Consider the following 27,000-nt stretch of genomic DNA (forward strand, 5'->3'; position numbering starts at 1 on the left):
GCCGTGGACAGGGCTCGCCGGTCCGCCCCGTTCGCCGATCACAGGGCTGTGACCTGCGCCGATGCTGTGAAACGGGTGTCCGTGCCCGGATCGCGGGGGGCCGGGGGCGGTCCCGCGCTGTGGTCAAGGCCACGGTCCCGGCGACGGCCGGCGCCCCGGTCCGCGCGTCCGGCGGGGGCGCACGCGGCGTGCCGTCTCCTCCGTAATACCCTCGCCTCATGCTTGACGCCCTGACGGTCGCGGTCGCCGTGGCCGCGCTCGCCCTCGCCGCCTGGTGCGGACTGGCCGCGTACCGGGACCAGCCGACCAAGGACTGGCACTTCATCGGAATGGCCGTGGTCCTGCTGCTGGCGCTGGCCCAGTTGGTGGTGGGCATCGTGCGGCTGGCCGCGGGCGAGCGGCCGGAACAGGGCCTGGCGATCTTCATCGCCTATCTGGTCGGGGCCTTCCTCGCCGTGCCGGCGGCCGGCTTCCTGTCGCTCACCGAGCGGACCCGCTGGGGTTCGGTGACGGTGTCGGCGGGCGCGGTGGTGCTGGCCGTCCTCGAAGTACGGCTCTACGACATCTGGGGAGGCTGACCGTGACCGACACCGACCGCGCCCCCGCGCCGGGCGCCGCCGGGGCGACGGACACCGGCGGGGACGAGAAGCGCCCCTTCGACCTGGGCTCCGGCCCCGGCCGGGTGCTGCTCTGGTTCTACGGCGTCTTCACCGTCGCGGCGGCGTCCCGCTCGATCGTGCAGATCATCCTGGACTTCGGCAAGGCGCCGCTGGCGTACGCGCTGTCCGCGTTCGCCGCCCTGGTGTACGGGTTCATCACGTACTCGCTGGCGCGCGGCGGCGAGCGGGCCCGCCGGTCGGCGCTGGTGTGCTGCGCCGCGGAGCTGCTGGGCGTGCTGGTCGTGGGGACCTGGACGCTGGTGGAGCCGTCGGCGTTCGCGGACGCCACCGTCTGGTCGGGCTTCGGCATGGGCTACCTGTTCATTCCGGTGATCCTGCCGGTCACCGGAATGATCTGGCTGCGCCGCGCGAAGCGGGCGTGAGCGCGGTGCGCGCCGGGCGGCTCCGGCGCGCGCCCCGGCCGGCCGCGGGTCCGGCCCCGCGCCTCGCGCGTCTCCTCCGGCCGGGGCCCCCGGGCTACGCGCTGGCCACGTAGGCGGGCGCGGTCGCGTCCTTCTCCAGCAGGATCATCCGGACGCCGTCCCGGCCGGTCGTGTCGCCGACGGCGGAGTACCCCGCCCGCTGGTACAGCCGCAGGTTGCTCTCGCTGCGGTGCCCGGTGTGCAGCCGGAAGCGGGTGGCGGAGCGCTCGTCGACGAGTCCCGCCTCGGCCGCGCGGAGCAGCCGGGCGCCGAGGCCGTGCCCCTGGAGACGGGGGTGGACGCAGAGCCTGCCGATCTGGCCGGTGCCGTCCTCGTCGGTGAAACCGCGGACCGAGCCGACGACCTCGTCCCCCAGCCGTGCCACGAACACCAGCTGGGTCTCGATCTCGGAGCGCAGCGAGTCGAGGGGCTGGACGAGCGGGTCGATCCGGTAGTTCCCGTACAGCTCCGCCTCGCCCTGGAAGCAGAGGTACTGAAGTTTCAAGATCGGTTCGGCGTCCTGTGCCGTCGCCGCCGAGATGATCACACTCATGCCCATGTGCGCATGCCTCCGCCCACCTGATCCACCGGTTGTCTCACGCTCCTTTTCCCGGGGGCGAGGAGCGACAACCTCCGCCGCGAGCATTCTGCGCAGACATCCAAGGCATCGGGAACGGATCGGGCCCAAACTCCCCTGTGACATACCCAACTTCCCTGCGATTTCCCGGTAGGTGGGGTCGTCGGGCGAGAGCAGGGCCGTCAGCAGCCGCGCGCACCGGCCGGGCAGCCGGCCGATCGCGGCGCGCAGGGCCCGGCGTTCGGCGGCGTCGAGGGCGGCTCGTTCGGGTGCGCCGGAGGGACCGCCGGACGGGTCGGGAGAGGTCTCGTCGCGGTAGGGGCGTTCGTGGCGGGCGGCGCGCCGGGCCCTGCGTGCCTCGGCCCGTACGGCGTCGCGCACCCAGCGGCCGGTGTCGGCCGGCGGAGCGTGCCGTGCGAGCCGCTCCAACAGGCGCAGCCAGACGGCCTGTTCGAGGTCGGCGGGTTCGGCCGCGGTCCCGGCCGCCTCGGCGGCGGCCTCGGCGCGCACCAGTGGCCGAAGGGCGCGGACCACGGCCGCGGGGGCGGCGGCGTCCCGGACGGGGGCGGGTTCGAGAAGGGTCATGCCCGACCAACTCCCCCGCGCCGGCGGCGGGTCGCGAGGTCCGCCGTCACCACCCGACCGGGGCATTCCCCCGGCCGGGCGGTGACGCCGGTCCCCCGGCGGGCCGGGTCAGCCGGCGGTGAAGTCCGCCGCGGCGAGGAGGGCGGTGTCCGGGTTGTCGGAGAAGATCCCGTCGATGCCCGTCTCGAAGTACGCCCGGAACGCGCCGAAGGCGTCGCCGTAGGCGTTGGGGTCGGCGCCGCGCCGGAACTCGGCGGGCAGGAAGGTGTTCTCGTTGCGCATGGTGTAGGGGTGAAGGACCAGGCCCCGGGCGTGCGCGTCCCGGACCAGGGTGGTGGGCTCGGTGAGCCGCCCCGAGGAGTCCCTGGGGATGATCAGGTCCAGGGTGGGGCCGATGCCCTGGGCGTAGGACGCGATCCACTTCAGTCCCTCGGGCTTCACCAGGTCCGCGACGGTGCGCGGGTCGCCGGAGGCGACGAAGTCCCAGGGGCGTTCGGAGGGGCCGGAGAGCAGGACGACGCCCGGGGTGTCGACCAGCCGGGCCAGCCGCTGGATGCTGCCGGGCTCGAAGGACTGGAGGATGAGCGGGGCGTTGCGGCGGTGGCGGCCGTAGCGGCGCAGCAGCCGGGCGAGGGGCTCTTCGAGTCCGAGGCCCAGGCCGCGGAAGTAGGTGGGGTGCTTGGTCTCGACGTACAGCCAGACCGGCTTGGAGCGCCTGCGGCCCTCGCGGTCGGCCCAGCGCAGGACCTCCTCGAAGGTGGGCACCTCCCAGCGTCCGTCGTAGAGGGTGTTCTTCTGGCGGGTGCCGGGGATGCGCTCCTTGGCCCGCAGGGTCTTCAGCTCGGCGAGGGTGAAGTCCTCGGTGAACCAGCCGGTGAGGGCGACGCCGTCGACCGTCTTGGTGGTCCTGCGGCTCGCGAACTCGGGGTGTGCGGCGACGTCGGTGGTGGCGGTGATGTCGTTCTCGTGGCGGCAGACGAGGTGGCCGTCCCTGGTGGGCACCAGGTCCTGCTCGATGACGTGCGCGCCCATCTCCAGCGCGAGCTGGTAGGAGCCGAGGGTGTGCTCGGGGCGGTAGCCGCTGGTGCCGCGGTGCCCGATGACGGTGGGCACGGGCAGGTCGAGGCGGAAGCGGCGCCCGCCCGGCCCGCCCGCGGGTGCGGCGCCGGGGCCGGGGCGCCCGGCGGCGTCGGCCTGCCCGCCGGCCAGTCCGAGGGCGGTGGTGCCGAGTACGGCGGCCCCCGCTCCGAGCATCGTTCTGCGACCGGGACCTGACTGCGCGCGCTCTGTCATGAATGCTCCTCGCGTGTGATGTCTCGCACCTGTCGGGCGCGGCCCGAGCGTAGGGATTCGTGCCGTCGGCGGAGCGGCACCTGGGCGAACGTGGCGTAAAAACGCGTCAACACCCCGTATCCGTCGGCCGAGCCCGACGTGCGATCGGCGGGGACCCGCGAGTATCGTCCTCACCTGCGTGGACCGTCCGATCCCGCGCCCCGGCCGGCCCGGCCACTACACCGGAGGAACCGTTGTCCCGACTCGCACTCATCAAGGCAGTGCTCGGACCGTTTTTGCGCCTGATGTTCCGCCCCCAGGTGGAGGGCGCGGAGAACATCCCCGGGGACGGTCCGGTGATTCTGGCGGGCAACCACCTGACGTTCATCGACTCGATGATCATGCCGCTCTGCTGCGACCGGCCGGTGTACTACATCGGCAAGGACGAGTACGTGAAGGGCAAGGGCCTCAAGGGCCGGGCGATGGCCTGGTTCTTCACGGGCTGCGGCATGATCCCGGTGGACCGGGACGGCGGCCGGGGCGGTGTCGCCGCGCTGATGACGGGCCGTCGGGTGCTGGAGGAGGGCCGGGCGTTCGCCATCTACCCGGAGGGCACCCGCTCCCCCGACGGCCGGCTCTACCGGGGCCGTACGGGCATCGCCCGGCTGACGCTGATGACGGGCGCGCCGGTGGTGCCGTTCGCGATGATCGGCACGGACAAGCTGCAGCCCAGCGGGTCCGGTCTGCCCCGCCCGGGCAAGGTGACGGTGCGTTTCGGCGAGCCGATGGAGTTCTCCCGCTACGAGGGCATGGACCGGGACCGCTATGTGCTGCGGGCGGTGACCGACTCGGTGATGGCCGAGGTGATGCGGCTGTCCGGCCAGGAGTACGTCGACGTGTACGCGACGAAGGCCAAGGCCGCCTGAGCCGGCGTACGGCCCGGACCGGGCCGCCGAAGGGGCCGCACCCGGGCGTGGGTGCGGCCCCTTCCGCATGTCCCGGCCCCCGCCGTCGGCCGGGCGCGGAGGACGTCGTGCGCCGGGTGCGGAGGACGTCGTGCGCCGGGTGCGGAGGACGTCGTTCGCCGGGCGCGGTCGTGCCCCGGCCGCGCGCGGGCGGCGGCTACTCGTGCGCGACGCCCTCCGCCAGCTTCTGCCCGCGCAGCAGGAACCAGGCGGCGACGGCCGTCGCCAGCAGGACCCCGGCGCCCACGCACGCCGCGAGCCGGAGCCCCTCGACGAACGACTCCTGGGCCGCGGCGACGAGCGCCTCCGCCTGCGGGGCCGGCAGGCCGTGGGCCGCTTCGACCGCGCCGCCCAGCGAGTCGTGGGCCGCGACGGCGGGGGCGGCGGGGACGCCCTGCGGGGTGACGAAGTCCTGGTAGACCCCGGTGACGATGGAGCCCAGCAGGGCGATGCCGAGGGCCGCGCCGAGTTCGTACGCCGTCTCGGAGACCGCGCCGGCGGCGCCCGCCTGTTCCTGCGGGACGCTGGAGAGGATCACGTCCGCGGTGACGGTGAAGGCGAAGCCCGCCCCGAGTCCGACGATCAGCAACACCGCGCCGATCAGGGGGTAGCCGGTCTCCCGGTGGAACAGGGTGACCGCGGCGAGGGCCAGCCCGATCGCCCCGAGACCGCCGGAGACCACCGACCGCACCGAGTACCGGCGGGCGGCCCGGCCCGCGAGGAGGCCCGCGACGACCGCGCCGACGGCGGCGGGCAGTTCGGCGAGCCCCGCCTCCAGCGGCCTGCGATCCTGCACCAGTTGCAGGAACTGGGAGAGGAAGAAGACCAGACCGGACAGGCCGAGGATGGTCAGCAGGTCCGCGAGGACCGCGCCGGAGAAGCCGCGGTGCCGGAAGAGCCGCATGTCCAGCAGGGGCGCGGGGAGCGTGAGCTGCCTGCGCACGAACCAGCCCAGCGCGGCCAGTCCGCCCGCGCCCGCGCCGGCGGCGCCCCAGGCCGGCCCGTGCGCGGCCGTCTCCTTGATCGCGTACACCACGCCGATCATGCCGGCGAACGAGAGCACCACACTGGCGAGGTCCCAGGGGCCCGGCGCCGGGTTCTTCGACTCCGGGATCATCCGGATGCCGACCACCACCAGGACGGCCATCACGGGCAGGTTGATCAGGAAGACCGAGCCCCACCAGAAATGCTCCAGGAGGAACCCGCCGACGACCGGCCCGACGGCCGCGCCCGCCGAGGCCATGGCGCCCCAGATGCCGATGGCGAGACTGCGCTCGCGCGGATCGTGGAAGAGGTTGCGGATCAGGGCGAGCGTGGACGGCATCAGCGTGGCGCCCGCGACCCCGAGCAGCGCCCGGGCCACGATCATCATCTCGGGCGAGCTCGCGTACGCGGTGAGCACGGAGACCGCGCCGAACGCGGTCGCGCCGCACAGCAGCAGCCGCTTGCGGCCGATGCGGTCGCCGAGGCTGCCCATGGAGACCAGGAGGCCGGCGATGACGAAGGAGTAGACGTCGCCGATCCACAGCAGCTGGGTGCCGGACGGCTTGAGGTCCTCGGTGAGGAAGGGGGTGGCGAGGCCGAGGACGGTGGCGTCCACGGCCACGAGCAGCACCGCGAGGACCAGGACGGCCAGGGCGATCCACCGCCCCGGACTCCGCAGCTCCCGGGGGGTGACCGCGTGCTGTTCGGTCGTGCTCATCGTTCGACGCTCCGGCGTGCGCCGCCGAGCAGCAGCTCGACGATCATGTAGGGGAAGTCCTGCCCGGCGATCCGGCCCGCCTGGACGGCCCAGGCCCCGGAGGAGACGAGCCCGTAGAGGGCCTCGGTCAGCCAGGCGGGGGTGAGGTCGATCCGGAACTCGCCGCGCTCCTGACCGCGCCGGAAGAAGGCGGCGACGCGGGCGTCGAGCCGGTTCCAGCCCTCGTTCACCTCGTCGCCCTCGAAGAGCTGGTTCTCCGTGACGAGGAAGGACAGCAGCCCGGCGCTCGGCTCCACGGCCGCGATCAGCCGTCGCAGCGCCTCCTCGGAGGTGCCCTCGTCGAGCGCGGCGGCGTCCAGGGCCGCCTCGAACTCCCGGATGCCCAGGTCCTCCAGCGCCCTGACCAGGGCGTCGCGCCCCGCGAAGTGCCGGTGCAGCGTGGCGCGGCCGATGCCCGCGGCCCGGGCGACCTCGTCCATGGTGGCGGTCGACTTGCGGGTCAGCAGGGCGGCGGCACTGCGCAGCACCTGTTCACGGTTCACAGTCATGAGACAACGATAAACCACATGAGACATGAATGTCTCATCGGTTGGCGTCGCCGTCCCCCGGGCGCGGGAGGACCATGGCGGCATGAAGCCGTTGCTGCTGGCGGTGGGCAGTATTGGTTCCTGCCGAGTGCCCTAAGCAAGCAGTCACGTTGGGTGACTACTTCGGGTCGGCGTCAACGAGTCAACTGTGTTGCCGCCCAGGCCAGTAGGATCGGCGGCTGTTCGATGATGGTGGGGGCGAGGTATGGGCGCTGTTGGGGCTGGCTGCTCTTTGACCAGCGAGGATGACGAGAGTGACTTCTGGGGGCATGCTCAAGAGGCCACCGGGCTTTTCGTGCCGCTGGGGGACGGATCACGGAGAGTTGATTTGCTCGGGTGTTCACCTCAAGGCGGCCTGCGGGTGTGTATTGACCGCATGGGCAGCAAGCGAGCGCTGGCCGGCAACGCCAATCTCGCGTTCTTGGACTCATCGGGTGCCAGCATGGGGCAGTACTTTGTCAACGACGTGACGCCAGAGGCCGTGCGGCCCTCGACGAGAGGGGCGGGCCTGGTAGATCTGACCGTGCGCCTGTGGTGCGACAACGCGCTTCCCCAGTCCGAATGGCCGTGGGAACTCATCCGCGCCGGACAGATGAACCGGACCGGGTTGTGGCATTCCCTCGGCCCGGCTGGCCGCCGTGGTTGGCTGTCCGTGGCTCTGACGCGTCACAGCTTTCGATCCTTGCCGGATCGACCTTCCGGCGCCACGTTTCACCTGGACGGTGAGCACATCATGGACGCGGACACCTTTTATTGCGCTCTTGGCGAGGCCGTCAACGGGCCAGGCGGCTATTTCGGGTGGAACCTCGATGCTCTGGATGACTGCCTTCGCGGCCGCTGGGGTGCCGAGTCACCATTCACGCTGGAATGGCATTCCTCCAGCGTCGCTAAGTCGTCCCTTCCTCAACGCCACGGTCCGAGCAAAGAGGGTGTGTCGTTGCTCGAAGTCGTCCTGGAGATTTTCCGCGACCACAGCATTGACATCGTCTTTCGCTGAGTAGGGCACCAGGCTAGCTATTCGGGGCTGGCCGGTGCCGAGTGCTTCTTCAGGCGACTGGCCACATAGCTGGCTCGGTCGCCGCCGTTGATGTGATGCCATTGGTAGGCGGTCTGGTCGGCGAGGCCGAGCAGATCAGCGACGAGTTTCCAGTGGATGTTGTCGACCATGGCGAGGATCGCGCCATTGCGTGCGAGTCGGGCTGCGGGAATACCATGTGCGGCCAGGCGCCGGGCGAGTGTGCTCGCCGAGATCGGCTGGCCCGGCCGGCGGCCTGGTAACAAGTAGGGGTTGGGCAGCTGAGTGGCGGCGATCGGGCGGCGATCGTCAACGAGCCTTCGGACCAGGGCGGACAGGCGCGGACGGAGCCAGAGGGGATCGCGGCCGACCTTGAGCCCGCAGACCGCAGGATCCGAGGGATGATCGAGTACGTCGTCTGCCTTGAGAGCCACCAAGCGAGTGCAGTGCTGGCCGTACTGAAGGACCAGGCAGCCTGACACCCTGACCGGCAGCGTGATGCTCTCGTCGGTCTCGAGCCGATGCGCGAGCACCACACGGGCCCGGTCGCTCATGATCGACCGGTCCTCGCAGTTGGCCAGAGCAGACACGGCCAGGTGCTTGGGAGCGAGCTGGTGGGCTGCCGCCCACGTCAGGAAACGCCGGACTTCGCCTTGCCGGACGCGGTGTGCGGCCACCCAGCGGTCCACCAGCGGCTGCAGGCAGGTGCCGAGCGAGCTTCGATGGCCGCGAAGGTGGAGGCAGAGCTGACGCGCCACTCGTAGGTGGTTCGTCAAGTATGTCCGGGTGCCGGTCGTCAGGCTGCCGCGCTGATCGATCTGCCGGTGGGCCATGGGCAGCAACTGCCAGCGGGCATAGCGGACGAGCGCCAGGCGGTCGTCGCTGTCAGACACATTCGTGAGTCGGCGGATGTCCAGCTGCAGCTGGGCGAGTTGCTCGTCGCGCGCTGGCAGGACCTCGGTGAGTACGAGCAAATTACGCAGATGCGTAACCGAATTGGTTTGTGGGAGCACGTCGAGGGCCTCGTGGCTGCAGTCGAGCTCCCCGGTGACCATCTTGCGGATGAGTTTCCCGCCTGCTTTCTGCCGCAGGTAGTCGAGCACCGTGTGCGGGTTGTCGTAGCGGGCCAGCTCTTCCGCGAGAGGAATCAGCCGGGTGTCCAGTCGGTTCCCGGGAGCGGTGAAAGTCTCCTCAATTCTGATCTGGACCATGCATGCTGGGCAGCGTCTGCGGTGTTCAAGTCTGCCGAGGGAGCTGCAGGAGACGCACCGGTACCGGAGACGGACACCTACGCATTCAGGACAGAGTGGGTCGCCATTGTCGGTGCGCTGGAAGACGACGGAATCCTGGTGGCATGTGGCGCAGGCAGCATGCGTACTGAAGACAGCATTGGCACAGGAGATGCATACGGGCCCCTCCGGCCAGTGGCGATCGGCGCGGGACACGATCCCGCATCGGCTGCAGGAAACTCGCATGGCCAAATAGCACAAATGGCAGCGAGGAAGGCCGTCGACAGTGCGAACCGGTGCCGATGGACGACGCTTGCAAGTCGTGCAGAGCGGCGAAGGCCGAAGCCGATTCCAGCACGCTCGACAGTACTGACCTTGGGGCGTGCGGGCGTTGATACGACGGGCTTCGCCGCACCCATCGCACAGGTGGCGGTCGGTGCGTTCGCGGCAGGTGCTGCACTGTGGCCCGTCACTGGTCCGGCCGGCAACGCGGCGAACCTGCCCGCAGTCCCGGCACGCCTCCCTGCGTCCCTTCACACGGGCCCAGCAGGACCCACAAAGTCGATCAGCCTGAGAGGTGACGTGCCGCATCCGGCTGCAGCCAGAGCACAGTTCGAGTGGTTGGCGCTGTTTCCAGCACCGGTCACAGACCGGACCGGACTCGGTAATCTTCCGCGAGCGTTTAACTTGGCCGCAGTCGATGCAGATCCGCCGTCGACTGTCCCGCCAACACCGTTCACATAAGGGGCGTCCAGCCTTGCGCGACACAATTCGGTTTTGCTGTCCGCAGGATGCACACGTTGTCGAGTCAGCAGGCACAACTCAGCTTTCGGCATCGAAGAAGTCCGGCGACAGCATCGGAGCATCCGGAAGAACCGGCCGCAGCCGAGCTACCGGTCCAGGCTCCGGCACCGCGGGTTCTTCCGGCGTGATCGGGACCACGAGTTCCTCGAATGTGCACTCCAGGATCTGACACAGAGCCACAAGCAGACCGATGGCCACCTTGGGTGGTTGATCCGCTTTCACGAGGCGAAAGATGTAGCTGCGATCGAATTCGAAGCCGCGCTCACGAAGGGCTGGGACCAGCTTGGTAGTGGTGTACCAGTTCTTGCGGACGGCCATCAGCTCACGCAGGCGCCACTCGTACTGGGGCTGCAGCTCTTCCACGGCCTTGCGGTGTGCAGCATCATTGGCGTCAGCCATCACGCCCTCCTGCGATTGCTGCGTGGCTCTGCGGGAGCTTCCTCGAACTCATCCTCCATCTGGGCCTCCGCATCGGCACGGGCGAATGCCTGGTGCAGCATCTTCTCCTCTTGAGCATCAAGGAATTCCCGCACCTTGAGGTTCTTGTAGTCGCTGCTGAGCGCCGTGTAGATGGCCGTCGTAGCAGCGTGGGAATGTCCAACCTGCTCAGTGACGAACTGCGTGTCATAACCGCTCTCAATGAGTCGGGTGACGTAGGTATGCCGCAGACAGTGCGGGTCCAGCTCCGCAGACAGGCTGGCCCGATCACGCCAGGTCGCGAAGCGCGCATTCACGGAGCGTTCGGAGATCGTCTCGTGGCGCTCGGTCGGGAACATGACGCCGTCGTCCGGCCGGTCAAGATAGAACTGCGGACGCACGTGGTCGAGGTAGAAGCGAACAGTGGCGACGGCCCATGGCCACACGGACACCACGGTTCGTCGCCGGGGCGGCTGCCCCGCACTCGCCTTGCCCCACCGCACCGATAGCCCGCCCAGGTCCCCGAATTCCGGCAGTTTCGCTTGGCGTCGCCAGTCATGCGTCTCCAGTCGGGCGGTTTCTCGACGCCGCAGTCCCCACGCGTAGGCGGTGGTGAACATTGCCACATCCCGGGCCGCGGCCAGCGCACCTTTGTGTCCCTCAGCCTGCATCCGCTTGATCTCCGGATCCATTTGGGAAAAGAACCGCTTGATCTCCTGCCGTGTCAGCGGACGATTCCGGTTGGGTCGCCCCACGTAATCCTGCGAGTGCCGGACCGCATTGAGGTCACGTACCACCTGCGCTGGGAAGGTACCGAAGAGGTTCAGGCACACTTCCTGCCACTGGTAAGCCGGGTTGGTGAGGTACTCCAAGTACAGCCGCAGGACTCGCGCTTTCGACCCCAGAGTGCCGCTCGTGTTGCCCGGCGCACACAGCGACATCCAACGGTCGAACAACGCGGCATTCCAGGCAGGCTCCCATGGGTAGGCGTCCGCGACGGCCTGAACCTGCCGGATCACGCTTTCCCGGCCGTTGACCGTCGTGTCCTGCAGGTTCCTGGCCTTCTGGTGCTCGCGAAAGCCCAGAAGGGTGCTCTCGAACACAGCCTCCGCAGGCCGCAATATGGGCACGCCGGGAACGACGTACAGCGTCGCAACACCGGGTGCCGGCGCAGGACCACGCTGGACTGCACTGCGGCTGGCTCGACTCACCGATCACGCTCCGTGCTCATTCATCGCGTCACCAGACTGCCCTCGCGTTGTCCGAGCGGCACCGTTGATGCATCACAGTCATCACAACGAGGAATCAGGCAGCAGGACACGCAACTTGGCTCGCCGAGTCGTGGTAGAACTCGTCTTGAGATGCCACGCAGAACCTGCACTTCTCGCGTTCGCTAGCGGCATCATTGGTGCAGTGGAGTCAACACTGCCTCTTCTGCTGGTCGACGTCGACGGCCCGCTCAACCCGTACGCGGCGCTGATGCTCCCGGGGACGCCGGACGGCTACCTCACCTGCCTGACGCGGCCGGCCGGCTGGGACCACGGGCCGCCGCTGCCGGTCCTGCTCAATCCGGCGCACGGCCGGGCCCTGCTCGGCCTCGCCGGTCGCTACGAGCTGGTCTGGGCGACGACCTGGCGGGACGAGGCCAACGTCTGGATCGGGCCGCGCCTGGGCCTGCCCCGGCTGCCGTACGTGGACTGGCCCTCGGTGTACGGACGCGCGCCGGCCGGCACGTCCTGGAAGACGCCGCACGTCGTGGCCTACGCGGCCGGCCGGCCGTTCGCCTGGGTGGACGACGAGATCGGCGCCCCGGACCGGGAGTGGGTCCGCGGGCAGGGGGCGGTGGCGCTGCTGCTCCGGATCGATCCGTGGACGGGGCTGCTGCCGGCCGACTTCGAGACGCTCGCCGCCTGGGCGGACGAGCACGGGCCGGTGTCGCCCGCCGCCCCGGGGCGGCGCCCGGGGCGTCCCGGGACGCGCGGCGCGGGGCCGGACCGCGCCGCCGGCCGGACGAGCGGGCCCTGAGACCCCGGGGCGACGCCCGCCGATCCGCGGACGGTCCGCCGGGCACCGCACGGAACGCCCGGTCGCCGGTCCGGGACCGGCCGCCGCCGCGTCACGCACCACCCGCGCCGTCCCGCACCGGGCGCGGCGCGGAACAGCGCGCCCGGTGTCCCGGGCTCAGCTCCAGGGCAGCGCGGACCGGTGGCGCCAGTACGCCTCGGGCGGCTCGGCGAGGGCGCCGAGCCGAGCGCGCCGCTCCTCGTCGAGGCCGACGGCGGTGGCGCGGAGGTTCCCGGTGAGCTGGCCGACGGTCGCGGCGCCGGACAGCACCACATCGGCCCAGGGCTGGTGCAGCACGAACGCCAGGGCGACCGCGTCGGCGCCGAGGCCCTCTCCGGCGGCGGCCTCCCGGACCGCCTCCGGGGCCTCCGCCCCGGCGAGCCGGCCGTTGGCCATGGCCTCCTTGACGATCACGGCGAGCCCGGCGTCGTGCGCCTGTGCGAGCGCCGGGCCCGCCGAGGTCTCCAGGACGTTGTAGGTGGCCTGGACGGTACGGAAGAGCGGCTCGCCGTCGACCGTGACGGCGAGCGCGGCCCGGATGGCGTCGGCCTGGCGGGGGCCGCTGGTGGAGAGGCCGACGCCGACGCCCTCGGCGGCGAGCGCGGCCAGCCGGGCGTGCAGTTCCCGGTCGGTGAGGGCGGGGCTGTCGGGGGTGACCGAATGGATCTGGTAGAGGTCGAGCCGGTCGCCGAGCAGCGCCCCGGTCTCGGCGCGCTGGCGCAGGAACGTGGCCGGGCTGTGGTCCTTGACCTCGTGGGCCTCGGCCTCGACGCGCCAGCCGGCGGTGTAGGTGTAGCCCCACTTGCTGCCGACGACCACGTCGTCCGCGTCCGGGCGCGCCGTCAGCCAGCCGGCGAGGAACTCCTCCGCGCGGCCGTAGGAGCGGGCGGCGTCGAAGTAGCGGACGCCCTGCGCGTAGGCGGCGTCCAGCAGGGCGTGGGTGCGCTCGCGCAGGGCCTCGACGCCGCGGTCGCCGGGCAGGTCGCGGTCGCGGTGGAGATTGATGTAGCCGGGCCGGCCGACCGCGGCCAGGCCGAGCCCGACGCGGGCGGCCGGAGTCCTCGTGCCGTCCGGCGGGGCCTCTCCGGGGCGGGCGAGGCCGAGGGCTCGGGCAAGGGCGAACGGCATCGTGGGCTCCTCGTCGTCCGGGGGCGGTCCCCGTCAACGTAACCCGGTCCGGGGCGGCCGGGCGGGGAGCGTGTGCGCGTGGGCGTGCTCCCCGCCCGGCCGCCCCGGCGGAGCGGTCAGCTCTCCTTCGCGGCGGCCCACCTCTGCTGGACGGCGAGATCGGCCTTGACCTCGGCGAGCTGGACCGCCACCGCCGACGGGGCGGTGCCGCCCCGTCCGCTGCGGGAGGCGAGCGCGCCGGGCACGTTCAGGACCGTGCGGACCTCGGGGGTCAGATGCTCGGAGATCTCCGCGAACTGCTCGTCGGTCAGCTGGTCGAGCTCGATGCCGTGCCGCTCGCACTCCTTGACGCACGCGCCGGCCACCTCGTGCGCGACGCGGAACGGCACGCCCTGCTTGACCAGCCACTCGGCGACGTCGGTGGCGAGCGAGAACCCGGCCGGGGCCAGCTCCGCCATGCGCTCGCGGTTGACGGTGAGGGTGGCCATCATCCCGGTGAAGGCGGGCAGCAGGACTTCGAGCTGGTCGCAGGAGTCGAAGACCGGCTCCTTGTCCTCCTGGAGGTCCCGGTTGTACGCCAGCGGGAGCGCCTTCAGCGTGGCCATCAGGCCGGTCAGATTGCCGATGAGGCGGCCCGACTTGCCGCGCGCCAGCTCCGCGATGTCCGGGTTCTTCTTCTGCGGCATGATCGAGGAGCCGGTGGAGAAGGCGTCGTGCAGGGTGACGAAGGAGAACTCCTTCGTGTTCCAGATGATGACCTCCTCCGCGATCCGGGAGAGGTTCACGCCGATCATCGCGGTGATGAACGCGAACTCGGCGACGAAGTCGCGGGAGGCCGTGCCGTCGATCGAGTTGCCGACGGAGCCGTGCTCGAAGCCCAGCTCGGCGGCGACCGCCTCCGGGTCGAGGCCCAGGGACGAACCGGCCAGGGCTCCGGAGCCGTACGGGGAGACGGCCGTCCGCTCGTCCCACTGGCGCAGCCGCTCGGCGTCCCGCGACAGGGCCTGCGCGTGAGCCAGCACATGGTGCGCGAAGAGCACCGGCTGGGCGTGCTGGAGGTGCGTGCGGCCGGGCATCGCGACGTCCGGGTGGGCCTCGGCGAGGCCGACCAGCGCGCTCTGGAGCTCCGCGATCAGACCGCCGATGATCCGGGCGTGGTCGCGCAGGTACATCCGGAAGAGCGTGGCGATCTGGTCGTTGCGGGACCGGCCGGCCCGCAGCTTGCCGCCCAGGTCCGGGCCGAGGCGCTCCAGCAGGCCGCGTTCCAGCGCGGTGTGCACGTCCTCGTCGGCGACGGTGCCGGTGAACGAGCCGTCCGCCACGTCGGCTTCGAGCCGGTCGAGCCCGGCGATCATGCGGTCCAGCTCGTCCTCGGTGAGCAGGCCCGCCTTGCTGAGGACGCGCGCGTGGGCGCGGGAGCCCGCGATGTCGTACGGCGCGAGCCGCCAGTCGAAGTGGACGGAGGCGGACAGCTTGGCCAGGGCCTCGGCGGGACCGTCGGCGAAGCGGGCGCCCCAGAGGCGTACGTCGCCGTTGCTGGTGCCGTTGCTCACTGCGTGCTCCTCGGAAGGACAAGGGGTGGGTGTGCGACCGCCTCCCCGCACGGAGGGTCCGGGGAGGCGGTGTGGGGCGGGGAGGGTCAGGACAGGTCGCGCTTGGCGGCGATCTTCGAGGAGAGGCCGAAGATCTCGATGAAGCCCTGCGCCTTGGACTGGTCGAAGGTGTCGCCGGTGTCGTAGGTGGCCAGGTTGAAGTCGTAGAGCGACTGCTCGGACCTCCGGCCGGTGACGACGGCGCGGCCCGCGTGCATGGTCATCCGGATGTCGCCGGTGACGTGCTGGTTGGCCTCCTCGATGAAGCCGTCCAGGGCGCGCTTGAGCGGCGAGAACCACAGGCCGTCGTAGACCAGCTCGCCCCAGCGCTGCTCGACCTGCCGCTTGTAGCGGGCCAGCTCGCGCTCGACGGTGACGTTCTCCAGCTCCTGGTGGGCGGTGATCAGCGCGATCGCGCCCGGGGCCTCGTAGACCTCGCGGGACTTGATGCCGACCAGCCGGTCCTCGACCATGTCGATCCGGCCGATGCCCTGGGCGCCGGCCCGCTCGTTGAGCTGCTGGATCGCCTGGAGGACGGTGACGGGCCTGCCGTCGACGGCGACCGGGACGCCCTCCTTGAAGGAGATGACGACCTCGTCGGCCTCGCGCGGGGCGGCCGGGTTCTGGGTGTACTCGTAGATGTCCTCGATCGGCGCGTTCCAGATGTCCTCCAGGAAGCCCGTCTCGACGGCGCGCCCGAAGACGTTCTGGTCGATGGAGTACGGGGACTTCTTGGTGGTCGCGATCGGGAGGTTCTTCTCCTCGCAGAAGGCGATCGCCTTGTCCCGGGTCATCGCGTAGTCGCGGACCGGGGCGATGCACTTCAGGTCGGGGCCCAGCGCGGCGATGCCGGCCTCGAAGCGGACCTGGTCGTTGCCCTTGCCGGTGCAGCCGTGGGCGACGATGCCGGCGTCGTGCTTCTTCGCGGCGGCGACGAGGTGCTTGACGATGGCGGGCCGGGACAGGGCCGAGACCAGCGGGTAGCGGTCCATGTAGAGGGCGTTGGCCTTGATCGCGGGGAGGCAGTACTCCTCGGCGAACTCGTCCTTCGCGTCCGCGACCTCGGCCTCGACGGCACCGCAGGCGAGCGCGCGCTTGCGGATGACGTCCAGGTCCTCTCCGCCCTGGCCGACGTCCACGGCGACGGCGATGACCTCGGCGCCCGTCTCCTCGGCGATCCAGCCGATGGCGACGGAGGTGTCCAGGCCGCCCGAGTAGGCGAGTACGACGCGCTCGGTCACGGGTTTCTCCTTACGGTGCAATCACTGATGGGTATAACTATGCAGTCCTCCGTATGGTTTGTCAAAAGTGGCGGCGGACCGCGCGTCGCGGGCCCGCATCCCCGCCCGGCGCGCCCGCCGACGGCCCGTCCCACTCCTCGGGATCACCCGGCGGAACGCCTGACCCGGCGGGGAGCTGTGGCGACAATGGCCGTCATGGGAAAGACGTACGAACGAATCGACGGGCGGCTCAGGACCTTCATCGAGGAACAGCGCATCTTCTTCACGGCGACCGCTCCCCTGGACGGCGAGGGCACGGTCAACCTCTCCCCCAAGGGCGTCAGCGGCTCCTTCGCCGTCATCGACGAGCGGACCGTGGCCTATCTGGACTTCGCGGGCAGCAACGCGGAGACCGTGGCCCACCTCCGGGAGAACGGCCGCATCACCCTGATGTGGTGCGCCTTCCAGGGGCCGCCGAACATCGTGCGGGTGCACGGGCGCGGGGAGCCGGTCTTCCGCGACGATCCCCGGTTCCCGCAGCTGCTGGGCCGCTTCGGCGGGGTGGATGCCGCCCCGCACGGGCTGCGCGCGATCATCGTGGTGCGGGCCGAGCTGATCCGGGACACCTGCGGGTACGCGGTCCCGTTCATGACGTACGAAGCGGACCGGCCGCTGCACGCCCGGCGCTTCGCCCGGGAGGACGACGCCTCGCTCGGCGCGTACTTCGAGAAGAAGGAGCACGTGGCGACGAGCATCGACGGGCTGCCGGGGCTGCCGCTCCCGCTGCCGGCCATGCCGGCCGTGCCGGGCACGGAGCGGGACTGAGCCGTCCGGCGCCGGTCCGGCGTGCGGGACCGGGCCCGACGCCGGCCGTCCGGTGTGCGGCGGCGGAGCCTGTCCGGTGTGCGGGACCAGGACCGACGGCGCCCGTCCGGTGTGCGGCGGCGGAGCCCGGCGGCGCGCCGGACTCCGCCCCGCTCAGCGCTCGTTCTGGGCCAGCCGGAGCAGATGGTCGGCGAGCGCCTGGCCGCCCGCCGGGTCCCGGCTGATCAGCAGCAGGGTGTCGTCCCCCGCGATGGTGCCGAGGATGTCGTGGAGTTCGGCCTGGTCGATGGCCGAGGCCAGGAACTGCGCGGCGCCCGGCGGGGTGCGCAGCACCACGAGGTTGGCCGACGCCTCCGCCGAGATGAGCAGCTCGGCGGAGAGGCGGCGCATCCGCTCCTCCTTCGCAGACCCGCCCAGCGGCGCCTGCGGGGTGCGGAAACCGCCCTCGCTGGGCACCGCGTAGATCAGCTCGCCCCCGGTGTTGCGGATCTTCACCGCGCCCAGCTCGTCCAGGTCGCGCGAGAGCGTCGCCTGGGTGACGCTCAGCCCGTCGTCCGCGAGGAGCCTGGCCAGCTGGCTCTGCGAGCGCACCGGCTGCCGGTTCAGGATGTCCACGATCCGCCGGTGGCGTGCCGTGCGGGTCTGCGGCACGGAGGGCCCGCTGTGCTCGGTCTCCTGCGCCTCGGTCATCGTCCTCGCCTCATTCTCCGGTTCACGCTCCGGATCGTCCGTCCCCGTGTGCTGCGTCGAGAGCGCCGGGCAGTGCCTGGAGGAACGCGTCCGCCTCGGCGTCGCCGATGATCAGCGGCGGCATCAGCCGCACGACGTCGGGGGCGGGGGCGTTCACCAGGATTCCGGCTCCCTGAGCCGCCTGGCGCACCTGGGGCGCGAGGGGCTCGGTGAGCACGATACCCAGCAGCAGCCCGGCGCCGCGGACGTGGGAGACCAGCGGATGACCGAGACCCTCCACGCCGTTCCTGATCTTCTCGCCCAGCCGCTTCACCCGGTCCAGGGCGCCGTCGGCGGCCAGGGTGTCCAGCACGGCCAGTCCCGCGGCGCAGGAGACCGGGTTGCCGCCGAACGTCGAGCCGTGCTGGCCCGGCTTCAGCAGCTCGGCGGCGGGGCCGAAGGCGACGGTCGCGCCCAGCGGCAGTCCGCCGCCGAGGCCCTTGGCGAGGGTGACGACATCGGGTTCGACGCCCTGGTGGGCCTGGTGCTCGAACCAGTGGCCGCAGCGGCCGATGCCGGTCTGCACCTCGTCGAGGACGAGCAGCGTTCCGGTGGCCCGGGTGATCGCGCGGGCGGCCTCCAGATAGCCCGGGGGCGGCACGACCACGCCGTTCTCGCCCTGGACCGGTTCGACGACCAGCAGCGCGGTGTCGGTGGTGACGGCGGCGCGCAGGGCCTCTGCGTCCCCGTACGGGACGTAGGTGACGTCGCCGGGCAGCGGTTCGAACGGCGCGCGCTTCCCGGGCTGGCCGGTGAGCGCGAGCGCGCCCATGGTCCGGCCGTGGAAGCCACCTTCGGTGGAGACGACATGGGTGCGCCCGGTCAGCCGGCCGATCTTGAAGGCGGCCTCGTTGGCCTCCGCGCCGGAGTTGGCGAAATAGACCCGCCCGTCGCGGCCGAAGAGCTGGAGCAGCCGTTCGGCGAGGGCGACCGGCGGCGGCGCGATGTAGAGGTTGGAGACGTGGCCGAGGGAGGCGACCTGGGCGGAGACGGCCTCGACGACGGCGGGGTGGGCGTGGCCCAGCGCGTTGACGGCGATGCCGCCGACGAAGTCGAGGTACTCGGCGCCGTCGGCGTCCCACAGCCGGGCGCCCTCGCCGCGGACGAGGGAGATCCCCGGGGTGCCGTAGTTGTCCATGAGCGCGTGCCGCCAGCGCTGCGCGTACTCCTGGTTGCTCATGACTCCCCCTGGGTGTCGGATTCCTCGTCGGGCACGACCATCGTGCCGATTCCCTCGTCGGTGAAGATCTCCAGCAGGATCGAGTGCTGGACCCGGCCGTCGATGACCCGGGCGGTCTCGACGCCGTTGCGCACGGCGTGCAGGCAGCCCTGCATCTTCGGCACCATGCCGCTGGAGAGCTCGGGCAGCAGCTTCTCCAGCTCGGTGGCGGTGAGGCGGCTGATCACGTCGTCGCTGTGGGGCCAGTCCTCGTAGAGGCCCTCGACGTCGGTGAGGACCATCAGCGTCTCGGCGTCCAGCGCGGCGGCGAGCGCGGCGGCGGCGGTGTCGGCGTTGACGTTGTACACGTGGTGGTCGTCGGCGGAGCGGGCGATGGAGGAGACGACGGGGATGCGGCCGTCGTCCAGCAGGGCCTGGATCGCCCCGGTGTCGATGGCGGTGATCTCGCCGACCCGGCCGATGTCGACGGGCTCGCCGTCGATGACCGGCCGGTACTGGACGGCGGTGATGGTCCGGGCGTCCTCGCCGGTCATGCCGACGGCGAGCGGGCCGTGCTCGTTGAGCAGCCCGACGAGCTCGCGCTGGACCTGCCCGGCCAGCACCATCCGCACGACGTCCATGGCCTCGGGCGTGGTGACGCGCAGCCCCGCCTTGAACTCGCTGACCAGGCCCTGCTTGTCGAGCTGGGCGCTGATCTGGGGGCCGCCGCCGTGCACCACGACGGGCTTGAGGCCGGCCTGGCGCAGGAAGACGACGTCCTGGGCGAAGGCCGCCTTCAGCTCCTCGTCGACCATGGCGTTGCCGCCGAACTTGATGACGACGGTCTTGCCGTGGTGCCGGGTCAGCCAGGGCAGCGCCTCGATGAGGATCTGCGCCTTCGGGAGTGCGGTGTGCTTCCGCGCCGGGGTCATGAGCTGTACGCGCTGTTCTCGTGGACGTAGTCCGCGGTGAGGTCGTTGGCCCAGATGACGGCGGACTCGGCGCCGGCGGCGAGGTCGGCGGTGATGACGACCTCCCGGTAGCGCATGTCGACCAGGTCGCGGTCCTCGCCGAAGCTGCCGTTCCGGCAGACCCAGACGCCGTTGATGGCGACGTTCAGCCGGTCGGGGTCGAAGGCGGCCTTCGTGGTGCCGATCGCGGAGAGGACCCGGCCCCAGTTGGGGTCCTCGCCGTGGATGGCGCACTTGAGGAGGTTGTTGCGGGCGATGGAGCGGCCCACCTCGACGGCGTCGTCCTCGGTCGCGGCGTTGATCACCTCGATCCGGATGTCCTTGGAGGCGCCCTCGGCGTCGCCGATGAGCTGCCGGGCGAGGTCCGCGCAGACGGCGTCCACGGCCTTGGCGAACTCGTCCTGGCCGGGGGTGACGCCGCTGGCGCCGGAGGCCAGCAGCAGCACGGTGTCGTTGGTGGACATGCAGCCGTCGGAGTCGACCCGGTCGAAGGTGGTGCGGGTGGCGCCGCGCAGCGCGGAGTCGAGACCGGCCGCGTCCACGTCGGCGTCGGTGGTGAGGACGACCAGCATGGTGGCGAGGCCGGGGGCGAGCATGCCCGCGCCCTTGGCCATGCCGCCGACCGTCCAGCCGTCGCCGCCGGCGACGGCGGTCTTGTGGACGGTGTCCGTGGTCTTGATCGCGATGGCGGCCTTCTCGCCGCCGTGCTCGCTGAGGGCGGCCGCGGCCTTCTCGATGCCGGGCAGCAGCTTGTCCATCGGCAGCAGGGTGCCGATCAGACCGGTCGAGGCGACCGCGATCTCGCCCGCGCCGAGGCCGGGGAGGACCTCGGCGGCCTTCTCGGCGGTGGCGTGGGTGTCCTGGAAGCCCTTCGGTCCCGTACAGGCGTTGGCGCCGCCGGAGTTGAGGACGACGGCGCCGACCTCGCCGCCCTTGAGCACCTGCTGCGACCAGAGGACGGGGGCGGCCTTGACGCGGTTGGAGGTGAAGACGCCCGCGGCGGCGCGGCGCGGGCCGTGGTTGACCACGAGGGCCAGGTCCGGGTTTCCGCTTTCCTTGATCCCGGCGGCGATGCCCGCCGCCGAGAATCCCTGTGCTGCCGTGACGCTCACGGTGCGACTCCGATCGTGGAGAGACCTGTGTCCTCGGGGAGTCCGAGGGCGATGTTCATGCTCTGCAGGGCGCCGCCGGCGGTGCCCTTGGCGAGGTTGTCGATGGCGGCGACGACGACGATCCGGCCCGCGGCGGCGTCATACGCGACCTGGATCTGCACGGCGTTGGAGCCGAGGACGGACGCGGTGGCGGGCCACTGCCCCTCGGGGAGCAGGTCCACGAACGGCTCGTCGGCGAACGCCTTCCCGTACGCCGCGCGGACGGCCTCGGCGCCCACGCCGGGCTTCGCCCGGGCGCTGCAGGTGGCGAGGATGCCGCGGGGCATCGGCGCCAGGGTCGGGGTGAAGGAGACGGTGACCGGCTCGCCGGCCGCGGCGCTCAGGTTCTGGATCATCTCGGGGGTGTGCCGGTGGACCCCGCCGACGCCGTACGGGGACATGCCGCCCATCACCTCGGAGCCGAGCAGATGCGGCTTGGCCGCCTTGCCCGCGCCGGAGGTGCCGGACGCGGCGACGATCACCGCCTCGGGCTCGGCCAGCTGGGCCGCGTACGCCGGGAAGAGCGCCAGCGAGACGGCGGTCGGGTAGCAGCCGGGCACCGCGACGCGCTTGGTCCCGGCCAGCGCGGCGCGCCCGCCCGGCAGTTCGGGCAGGCCGTAGGGCCACGTGCCGGCGTGCGGCGATCCGTAGAACCGCTCCCAGTCCGCGGCGTCCGCGAGCCGGAAGTCGGCGCCCATGTCGATGACGAGCACCTCGTCGCCGAGCTGCTCGGCGACGGCGGCGGACTGGCCGTGCGGCAGGGCGAGGAAGACGACGTCGTGCCCGGCGAGCGTCTCGGGCGTGGTCGGCTCCAGCACCCGGTCCGCGAGCGGGCGCAGATGCGGCTGCAGCGCGCCGAGCCGCTGCCCCGCGTTGGAGTTGCCGGTGAGGGCCCCGATCTCGACCTCGGGGTGGACGAGCAGCAGGCGGAGCAGCTCTCCGCCGGCGTATCCGCTCGCCCCTGCCACCGCTGCGCGTACCACCATCGGAATCCTCTCGTCGATGGCATGACTATACGCATCACCGCACTTTTATGCAATGACCGGGGCGTGGCGCGGGGCCTTCTTCCGGGCGCCGTCGGCCTTCTCGTCGGGAGCGCCGGCGATCTCTTGCGGCCGGCGATCTCTTGCGGCCGGGATTCGATTGCGGCCGGGACGTCCGGCGGCCGCGCGCTCCCGGTCTGCGCGCCCGTGACCACGCCCGCGGACGGCACCGGCGTACAAGGGGAGGGCGGCGGGAGCGGCGAGGCGCGGTGGACGGCCGCGACTCCTGTCCGCCGGCCGAAACGCCAGGCCGGCCGGCCCCGGCCGGAACCTCACCCGCCCCACGTCGGCCGGCCGGGCCCGTCGCCGGGGGCGCGCCGCGACGGCGCGTCCCCGGCGGGGCTCATCCGGCGGAGACGGCGGCCGGGTCCCGCACGTCGTCCAGGAGTTCCCGTACCAGCGCGGCGACCTGCGGCGTCTCGATGAGGAAGCCGTCGTGTCCGTACGGCGAGGCGATCACCCGGGCCCGGTCGGCGGAGGGGATGCCCGCGGCGAGCTCCTCCTGCTGCGCGAGCGGGTAGAGGCGGTCGGAGTCGACCCCCGCCACCAGGGTCCGCGCCGTCACCCGTGCGAGGGCGGCGCGCGTGCCGCCGCGCCCGCGGCCTATGTCGTGGGCGTTCATCGCCTCGGCCAGCACGACGTAGCTGGCCGCGTCGAAGCGCCGGACGAGCTTGGCGGCGTGGTGGTCGAGATACGACTCGACCTGGTAGCGGCCGCCCCGCCCGGGGTCCTCGCCGTCCTGGGCGCGGTTGCCGAAGCGGGAGTCCAGCTCCTCGGCGGCGCGGTAGGTGATGTGGGCGATGCGGCGGGCGACGCCCAGACCGGCGTGCGGGCCCTGCCCGGGACCGGCGTCGTGGTAGTCGCCGCCCCGCCAGTGCGGGTCGGCGCGGATCGCGTGGAGCTGCGCGGTGGCCCAGGCGATCTGATCGGCGCCGGCCGCCGCGGGGCAGGCCAGCAGCAGCAGCGAGGCGACGCGCTCCGGGTGGGACACGGCCCACTCCACCGCGCGCATCCCGCCCATCGAGCCGCCGATCACGAGCGCCCAGCGGTCGATGCCCAGCGCGTCGGCGAGACCGGCCTCGGCGAGCACCTGGTCGCGTTGCGTCAGACGCGGGAAGGACCCGCCCCAGTACCGCCCGTCGGGGCGGAGCGAGGCGGGGCCAGTGCTTCCCTGGCAGCCGCCGAGGACGTTCGGCGCCACCACGAACCAGCGGTCGGTGTCGAGGGCCCGGCCCGGCCCGACCAGCGCGTCCCACCAGCCGGGGGTGGGGTGGCCGGGACCGGCCGGGCCGGCGACATGGCTGTCGCCGGTGAGCGCGTGCAGGACGAGGACCGCGTTGGAGCGGTCGGGCGCCGGCCGCCCCCAGGTCTCGTACGCCAGCCGCACCCCGGGGAGCCGGCCGCCCGCCTCCAGCGGCAGGGGCTCGGCGAGCTGGTGCCACGCACGGCGCCCGGACGGGTCCCCCTCCCGCCACGCGCCGGTGGCGGGAGGGGGGACCGTCCTCGGGCTGGTCCCGTCGGCGGTGTTCAGGACGCCTCCTTCGCGGCGCGGAAGCCGGCCTCCAGATCCGCCTTGAGGTCGTCGAGGTTCTCGATGCCGACCGAGAGGCGCACCAGGCCCGGGGAGGTGCCGGTGGCGGCGAGCTGGGCGTCGTCGAGCTGGCTGTGGGTGGTGGAGGCGGGGTGGATGATCAGGCTGCGGACGTCGCCGATGTTGGCGAGGTGGCTGAAGAGCTCGACGGCGTCCACGAACCGCTTGCCCGCCTCGACGCCGCCGCGCAGCTCGAAGGCGAGCACGGCGCCCGCGCCGCGCGGCAGGTAGCGGCGGCCGGCCTCGTACCAGCGGTTGGAGGGCAGTCCGGCGTAGTGGACGGCCGCGACCTCGTCGCGCTGCTCCAGCCACTCCGCCAGCGCCTGGGCGTTGGACGAGTGGCGCTCCATGCGCAGGCTCAGCGTCTCCACGCCCTGCAGGAGGAGGAAGGCGGAGTGCGGGGCGATGGCCGGTCCGAGGTCGCGCAGCAGCTGGACCCGCAGCTTGATGGCGTACGCGCCGGGCCCGAGGGCGGGCCAGTAGCGCAGGCCGTGGTAGCTGGGGTCGGGCTCGCTGAAGTCGGGGAAGCGCTCCGGGTGCGCGCCGAAGTCGAAGGTGCCGGCGTCGACGACGACGCCGCCGATGGTGGTGCCGTGGCCGCCGATGAACTTGGTCGCGGAGTGCACGACGACGTCGGCGCCGTGCTCGATGGGACGCAGCAGGTAGGGGGTGGGGACGGTGTTGTCGACGATCAGCGGCAGCCCGGCCTCGTGGGCGACGTCGGCGAGGGCGCGGATGTCGAGGACGTTGCCGCGCGGGTTGCCGAGGGTCTCCGCGAACAGGGCCTTGGTGGTGGGCCGGATGGCCTCCCGCCAGGCGTCGAGGTCGTCGGGGTCCTCGACGAAGGACACCTCGACGCCGAACTTCCGCAGGGTGTGCCGGAAGAGGTTGTACGTGCCGCCGTAGAGGGCGGCGCTGGAGACGATGTGGTCCCCGGCGCCGGCCAGGTTGAGGACGGCGAGGGTCTCCGCGGCCTGTCCGGAGGAGAGCGCCACGGCGGCGACGCCGCCCTCCAGGGCGGCGATCCGCTGCTCGAAGACGTCCTGGGTGGGGTTGTGGATGCGGGTGTAGATGTTCCCGGGCTCGGCGAGCGAGAAGAGGTCGGCCGCGTGCTGGGTGTCGCGGAAGACGAACGAGCTGGTCTGGTAGATCGGGACCGCCCGGGCGCCGGTGGTCGGGTCGGGGACGGCGCCGGCGTGCAGCTGCTTGGTCTCGAAGGACCAGGCGGGGGTGGCGGAGTCGTCCTCGGGGGTGTGGCCGGCGGTGGCGGCGTCGGTCGGCTGGCTCATGCTTCTCCTCGGTACACGTGCGATGCCCGGCGGGCAGGGTGGTGCCGGTGCGAGCGGCGGGATGCAGGAAGCGGGCGTACGGGGCTCCGCGCGGAGCGGGTACGCGCAGGCGGCTGCGGCGGGGGAAGGGTCACCACGGCGCCGCGTCAGCGGGCGGTGCGACAACTCATGGTCGTGACACGCGCGTAGTCCACGTGGCGGCGGGTCACGAGCACGATCATGCGCCCAGGTAACCACAGACGCGCCGCGGGTACCACCGCCTTCCGCAGTCCGGACACTCTGGACGCTCCGGACGGCCCGGGGCGCGGCGGACGCGCGGCACGACGGCGGGCGCGCCGCGCACTCGCGGTACGGCGGCGGGGCCCGCCGGACGGGCGGAACGGCGGTGTGCGCGGGTCGCCGGCACGGCGCGGATCCGGCCGTCGCACCGGCCCGGCGGGCCTGCCGGGCGGAGGGCCCCGGCGGCGTGGAATCGCTCCCGCGCGTCGCGCCGGGAGGCATCGATGTCAGGATGGTCCCATGACGAGCAAGGTCTACTTCGACATCACCATCAATGACGAGCCCGCCGGTCGGCTCACGTTCAACCTGTTCGACGACGTCGTTCCCAAGACCGCGGAGAACTTCCGCGCGCTGGCGACCGGCGAGAAGGGCTTCGGCTACAAGGGATCGTCCTTCCACCGGATCATCCCCGAATTCATGCTCCAGGGCGGCGACTTCACCGCCGGCAACGGCACGGGCGGCAAGAGCATCTACGGGGCGAAGTTCCCCGACGAGAACTTCAAGCTGGCGCACACCAAGCCCGGCCTGCTGTCCATGGCCAACGCCGGCCCCGACTCCAACGGCTCCCAGTTCTTCATCACGACCATCGTGACGTCGTGGCTGGACGGCAAGCACGTGGTGTTCGGCGAGGTCGCCGACGAGAAGAGCATGACCCTGGTCAAGCGGATCGAGGCCCTCGGCTCGCAGAGCGGCCGCCCCCAGGCGAAGATCACCATCGCGGACAGCGGCGTCCTCTGACCGTCGCCCACGACCTCTGAACGGCGAAGCGCGCCGCCCGGCTCGTCCCGGGCGGCGCGCTTCGCCGTGTCCCGGGACGGGACCGCCCGTCGCCCCCACCCCCAAGCGTCAACTCACGGTTGACATGCGAGGGGTGTCAACCTACGGTTGACGCATGGTGAATCCCGTACGCATGACCCATCCCGTGCGCCTCGACGACCTGATCGAGGCCATCAAGAAGGCCAGCACCGACGCCCTCGACCAGCTCTCCGACGCCGTCATCGCCGCGGACCACCTCGGCGACGTGGCGGATCACCTGATCGGCCACTTCGTGGACCAGGCCCGGCGGTCGGGCGCTTCCTGGTCCGAGATCGGCAAGAGCATGGGCGTGACCAGGCAGGCCGCCCAGAAGCGGTTCGTCGCCAAGAGCCCGGGCGAGCCGTCGGACCTCGACCCCTCCCAGGGCTTCGGCCGCTTCACCGACCGGGCCAGGAACGTCGTCATGGCCGCGCAGAACGAGGCCCGCGCCGCGGGCAACGTCGAGATCCGCACCGAGCACCTGGTGCTGGGGCTCCTCAGCGAACCGGAGGGGCTGGGAGCCGCGTTCATCAAGGCCCAGGAGATCCCCCTGGAGGCGGTCCACCGGGCCGCGCTCGCGGCGCTGCCCGCCCCGGTGGACGAGGTGCCGGACCTGCTCCCGTACGACGCCGGGGCCCGCAAGGCGCTGGAACTCACGTTCCGGGAGGCGCTGCGCATGGGCCACAACTACGTCGGCACCGAGCACATCCTGTTGGCCCTGCTGGAACAGGAGGACGGCACGGGCGTGCTGTCGGGTCTCGGTATCGACAAGTCGACTGCCGAGTCCGCCATCGAGGAGGCCCTCTCGGTCCTGAGCGCCTCGCTGAAGAAGGAGTCCTGACCCGGCTTCGAACAGGGCCGTCCCGGGCGGGCACGCGCGGCCGGTCGGCGGGGACCGGCTTCCGGCCGCGGGCTCCGGGGCCTAGGCCC

The 27,000-nt window shown here is 71.9% G+C and carries 24 protein-coding genes and 2 pseudogenes; 8 read left to right on the forward strand and 18 right to left on the reverse strand.

The features are described from left to right. Positions 1-218 precede the first annotated feature (218 nt). Positions 219-578, forward strand: coding sequence for a hypothetical protein (locus WA762_RS13735; protein ID WP_335935889.1), 360 nt, complete (start codon positions 219-221; stop codon positions 576-578). Between the two features lie 2 nt (positions 579-580). Further along, the gene (locus WA762_RS13740; RefSeq protein WP_443080581.1) at positions 581-1,042 is read left to right on the forward strand and encodes a hypothetical protein; all 462 of its coding nucleotides are present in this window, start codon (positions 581-583) and stop codon (positions 1,040-1,042) included. 94 nt (positions 1,043-1,136) lie between these two features. On the opposite strand, the gene WA762_RS13745 is transcribed toward WA762_RS13740, so the two are convergent. The 3 genes and pseudogenes from WA762_RS13745 to WA762_RS13755 all read right to left on the reverse strand — a co-directional run bounded on the left by WA762_RS13745 (position 1,137) and on the right by WA762_RS13755 (position 3,536). Next, positions 1,137-1,640 carry a GNAT family N-acetyltransferase gene (locus tag WA762_RS13745; protein WP_335935925.1) on the reverse strand — a complete coding sequence of 168 codons (504 nt, stop codon included), beginning with the start codon at positions 1,638-1,640 and terminating at the stop codon, positions 1,137-1,139. Positions 1,641-1,688: 48 nt separating this feature from the next. Continuing rightward, positions 1,689-2,243: pseudogene (locus WA762_RS13750) on the reverse strand (sigma-70 family RNA polymerase sigma factor); the annotation flags it as partial. Between the two features lie 108 nt (positions 2,244-2,351). Continuing rightward, entirely contained in the window at positions 2,352-3,536 is a 1,185-nt protein-coding gene (locus WA762_RS13755; RefSeq protein WP_335935890.1) for a glycerophosphodiester phosphodiesterase, read from the reverse strand. A gap of 233 nt (positions 3,537-3,769) precedes the next feature. On the opposite strand from WA762_RS13755, the gene WA762_RS13760 reads away from it, so the two are divergent. Next, the gene (locus WA762_RS13760) at positions 3,770-4,441 is read left to right on the forward strand and encodes a lysophospholipid acyltransferase family protein (RefSeq protein ID WP_335935891.1); all 672 of its coding nucleotides are present in this window, start codon (positions 3,770-3,772) and stop codon (positions 4,439-4,441) included. A 196-nt stretch (positions 4,442-4,637) separates the two neighbouring features. Here the strand turns inward: WA762_RS13760 and WA762_RS13765 are convergent, their stop codons facing one another. Further along, complete coding sequence (locus WA762_RS13765; protein WP_335935893.1) at positions 4,638-6,182, reverse strand: MFS transporter; 1,545 nt, start codon at positions 6,180-6,182, stop codon at positions 4,638-4,640. Beyond that, a complete protein-coding gene (locus WA762_RS13770; protein WP_335935894.1) occupies positions 6,179-6,730 on the reverse strand; it encodes a TetR/AcrR family transcriptional regulator in 552 nt (183 codons plus the stop codon). The genes WA762_RS13765 and WA762_RS13770 overlap by 4 nt, the downstream gene beginning before the upstream one ends. A 415-nt stretch (positions 6,731-7,145) precedes the next feature. Here WA762_RS13770 and WA762_RS13775 point away from each other — a divergent pair, with 415 nt between their 5' ends. Next, the gene (locus tag WA762_RS13775) at positions 7,146-7,766 is read left to right on the forward strand and encodes a barstar family protein (RefSeq protein WP_335935896.1); all 621 of its coding nucleotides are present in this window, start codon (positions 7,146-7,148) and stop codon (positions 7,764-7,766) included. A gap of 17 nt (positions 7,767-7,783) precedes the next feature. Here WA762_RS13775 and WA762_RS13780 read toward each other — a convergent pair whose 3' ends face one another. From WA762_RS13780 to WA762_RS13790, 3 genes are all read right to left on the reverse strand, one after another. Then, the gene (locus WA762_RS13780; protein ID WP_335935897.1) at positions 7,784-8,995 is read right to left on the reverse strand and encodes a hypothetical protein; all 1,212 of its coding nucleotides are present in this window, start codon (positions 8,993-8,995) and stop codon (positions 7,784-7,786) included. Positions 8,996-9,835: 840 nt separating this feature from the next. Further along, positions 9,836-10,216: a helix-turn-helix domain-containing protein gene (locus WA762_RS13785; RefSeq protein WP_335935898.1), complete on the reverse strand. Its 381-nt coding sequence runs from the start codon at positions 10,214-10,216 to the stop codon at positions 9,836-9,838. Then, positions 10,216-11,337 (reverse strand): tyrosine-type recombinase/integrase, encoded by a 1,122-nt coding sequence (locus WA762_RS13790; RefSeq protein ID WP_335935899.1) that lies wholly within the window; start codon positions 11,335-11,337, stop codon positions 10,216-10,218. Before WA762_RS13790 ends, WA762_RS13785 begins: the two co-directional genes overlap by 1 nt. Before the next feature lie 376 nt (positions 11,338-11,713). Here WA762_RS13790 and WA762_RS13795 point away from each other — a divergent pair. After that, positions 11,714-12,151 (forward strand): annotated as a pseudogene (locus tag WA762_RS13795) (hypothetical protein); the annotation flags it as partial. 264 nt (positions 12,152-12,415) lie between these two features. Here WA762_RS13795 and WA762_RS13800 read toward each other — a convergent pair. From WA762_RS13800 to WA762_RS13810, 3 genes are all read right to left on the reverse strand, one after another. After that, complete coding sequence (locus tag WA762_RS13800) at positions 12,416-13,426, reverse strand: aldo/keto reductase (protein ID WP_335935900.1); 1,011 nt, start codon at positions 13,424-13,426, stop codon at positions 12,416-12,418. Positions 13,427-13,542: 116 nt separating this feature from the next. After that, entirely contained in the window at positions 13,543-14,979 is a 1,437-nt protein-coding gene (argH, locus tag WA762_RS13805; protein ID WP_335935902.1) for an argininosuccinate lyase, read from the reverse strand. Positions 14,980-15,065: 86 nt separating this feature from the next. Next, the gene (locus WA762_RS13810) at positions 15,066-16,259 is read right to left on the reverse strand and encodes an argininosuccinate synthase (protein WP_335935904.1); all 1,194 of its coding nucleotides are present in this window, start codon (positions 16,257-16,259) and stop codon (positions 15,066-15,068) included. A gap of 195 nt (positions 16,260-16,454) precedes the next feature. Here WA762_RS13810 and WA762_RS13815 point away from each other — a divergent pair, with 195 nt between their 5' ends. Beyond that, the gene (locus WA762_RS13815) at positions 16,455-17,063 is read left to right on the forward strand and encodes a pyridoxamine 5'-phosphate oxidase family protein (protein WP_335935906.1); all 609 of its coding nucleotides are present in this window, start codon (positions 16,455-16,457) and stop codon (positions 17,061-17,063) included. 153 nt (positions 17,064-17,216) lie between these two features. Here WA762_RS13815 and WA762_RS13820 read toward each other — a convergent pair whose 3' ends face one another. The 7 genes from WA762_RS13820 to WA762_RS13850 form a co-directional block, all read right to left on the reverse strand. Then, the gene (locus tag WA762_RS13820) at positions 17,217-17,753 is read right to left on the reverse strand and encodes an arginine repressor (protein ID WP_335935908.1); all 537 of its coding nucleotides are present in this window, start codon (positions 17,751-17,753) and stop codon (positions 17,217-17,219) included. Between the two features lie 22 nt (positions 17,754-17,775). Beyond that, on the reverse strand, positions 17,776-18,972 hold the full coding sequence (locus WA762_RS13825) for an acetylornithine transaminase (protein ID WP_335935909.1): 1,197 nt from the start codon (positions 18,970-18,972) through the stop codon (positions 17,776-17,778). Beyond that, complete coding sequence (gene argB / locus WA762_RS13830) at positions 18,969-19,883, reverse strand: acetylglutamate kinase (RefSeq protein WP_335935911.1); 915 nt, start codon at positions 19,881-19,883, stop codon at positions 18,969-18,971. Before argB ends, WA762_RS13825 begins: the two co-directional genes overlap by 4 nt. Beyond that, positions 19,880-21,034 carry a bifunctional glutamate N-acetyltransferase/amino-acid acetyltransferase ArgJ gene (argJ, locus tag WA762_RS13835; protein WP_335935912.1) on the reverse strand — a complete coding sequence of 385 codons (1,155 nt, stop codon included), beginning with the start codon at positions 21,032-21,034 and terminating at the stop codon, positions 19,880-19,882. Before argJ ends, argB begins: the two co-directional genes overlap by 4 nt. Then, a complete protein-coding gene (argC, locus tag WA762_RS13840; protein ID WP_335935913.1) occupies positions 21,031-22,059 on the reverse strand; it encodes an N-acetyl-gamma-glutamyl-phosphate reductase in 1,029 nt (342 codons plus the stop codon). Before argC ends, argJ begins: the two co-directional genes overlap by 4 nt. 400 nt (positions 22,060-22,459) lie before the next feature. Then, the gene (metX, locus tag WA762_RS13845) at positions 22,460-23,647 is read right to left on the reverse strand and encodes a homoserine O-acetyltransferase MetX (protein WP_335935927.1); all 1,188 of its coding nucleotides are present in this window, start codon (positions 23,645-23,647) and stop codon (positions 22,460-22,462) included. Beyond that, positions 23,644-24,996: a bifunctional o-acetylhomoserine/o-acetylserine sulfhydrylase gene (locus WA762_RS13850; protein WP_335935914.1), complete on the reverse strand. Its 1,353-nt coding sequence runs from the start codon at positions 24,994-24,996 to the stop codon at positions 23,644-23,646. Before WA762_RS13850 ends, metX begins: the two co-directional genes overlap by 4 nt. A 519-nt stretch (positions 24,997-25,515) precedes the next feature. Here WA762_RS13850 and WA762_RS13855 point away from each other — a divergent pair. Continuing rightward, positions 25,516-26,013 (forward strand): peptidylprolyl isomerase, encoded by a 498-nt coding sequence (locus tag WA762_RS13855; protein WP_335935916.1) that lies wholly within the window; start codon positions 25,516-25,518, stop codon positions 26,011-26,013. 154 nt (positions 26,014-26,167) lie between these two features. Then, on the forward strand, positions 26,168-26,911 hold the full coding sequence (locus WA762_RS13860) for a Clp protease N-terminal domain-containing protein (RefSeq protein WP_335935917.1): 744 nt from the start codon (positions 26,168-26,170) through the stop codon (positions 26,909-26,911). Positions 26,912-27,000: the final 89 nt, after the last annotated feature.

This window comes from Streptomyces tyrfis (assembly GCF_037034285.1).
Lineage (GTDB): Bacteria > Actinomycetota > Actinomycetes > Streptomycetales > Streptomycetaceae > Streptomyces.

What these genes read in the sequence shown, in the direction of transcription:
- WA762_RS13825 (WP_335935909.1), bottom strand. Translation starts at nt 18,972, where the DNA reads ATGAGCAACCAGGAGTACGCGCAGCGCTGGCGGCACGCGCTCATGGAC.
- WA762_RS13850 (WP_335935914.1), bottom strand. Translation starts at nt 24,996, where the DNA reads ATGAGCCAGCCGACCGACGCCGCCACCGCCGGCCACACCCCCGAGGAC.
- WA762_RS13765 (WP_335935893.1), bottom strand. Translation starts at nt 6,182, where the DNA reads ATGAGCACGACCGAACAGCACGCGGTCACCCCCCGGGAGCTGCGGAGT.
- WA762_RS13745 (WP_335935925.1), bottom strand. Translation starts at nt 1,640, where the DNA reads ATGGGCATGAGTGTGATCATCTCGGCGGCGACGGCACAGGACGCCGAA.
- argB (WP_335935911.1), bottom strand. Translation starts at nt 19,883, where the DNA reads ATGACCCCGGCGCGGAAGCACACCGCACTCCCGAAGGCGCAGATCCTC.
- WA762_RS13785 (WP_335935898.1), bottom strand. Translation starts at nt 10,216, where the DNA reads ATGGCTGACGCCAATGATGCTGCACACCGCAAGGCCGTGGAAGAGCTG.
- WA762_RS13780 (WP_335935897.1), bottom strand. Translation starts at nt 8,995, where the DNA reads ATGGTCCAGATCAGAATTGAGGAGACTTTCACCGCTCCCGGGAACCGA.
- WA762_RS13800 (WP_335935900.1), bottom strand. Translation starts at nt 13,426, where the DNA reads ATGCCGTTCGCCCTTGCCCGAGCCCTCGGCCTCGCCCGCCCCGGAGAG.
- WA762_RS13770 (WP_335935894.1), bottom strand. Translation starts at nt 6,730, where the DNA reads ATGACTGTGAACCGTGAACAGGTGCTGCGCAGTGCCGCCGCCCTGCTG.
- WA762_RS13735 (WP_335935889.1), top strand. Translation starts at nt 219, where the DNA reads ATGCTTGACGCCCTGACGGTCGCGGTCGCCGTGGCCGCGCTCGCCCTC.
- WA762_RS13815 (WP_335935906.1), top strand. Translation starts at nt 16,455, where the DNA reads ATGGGAAAGACGTACGAACGAATCGACGGGCGGCTCAGGACCTTCATC.
- WA762_RS13860 (WP_335935917.1), top strand. Translation starts at nt 26,168, where the DNA reads ATGGTGAATCCCGTACGCATGACCCATCCCGTGCGCCTCGACGACCTG.
- WA762_RS13855 (WP_335935916.1), top strand. Translation starts at nt 25,516, where the DNA reads ATGACGAGCAAGGTCTACTTCGACATCACCATCAATGACGAGCCCGCC.
- argC (WP_335935913.1), bottom strand. Translation starts at nt 22,059, where the DNA reads ATGGTGGTACGCGCAGCGGTGGCAGGGGCGAGCGGATACGCCGGCGGA.
- WA762_RS13775 (WP_335935896.1), top strand. Translation starts at nt 7,146, where the DNA reads ATGGGCAGCAAGCGAGCGCTGGCCGGCAACGCCAATCTCGCGTTCTTG.
- WA762_RS13820 (WP_335935908.1), bottom strand. Translation starts at nt 17,753, where the DNA reads ATGACCGAGGCGCAGGAGACCGAGCACAGCGGGCCCTCCGTGCCGCAG.
- WA762_RS13755 (WP_335935890.1), bottom strand. Translation starts at nt 3,536, where the DNA reads ATGACAGAGCGCGCGCAGTCAGGTCCCGGTCGCAGAACGATGCTCGGA.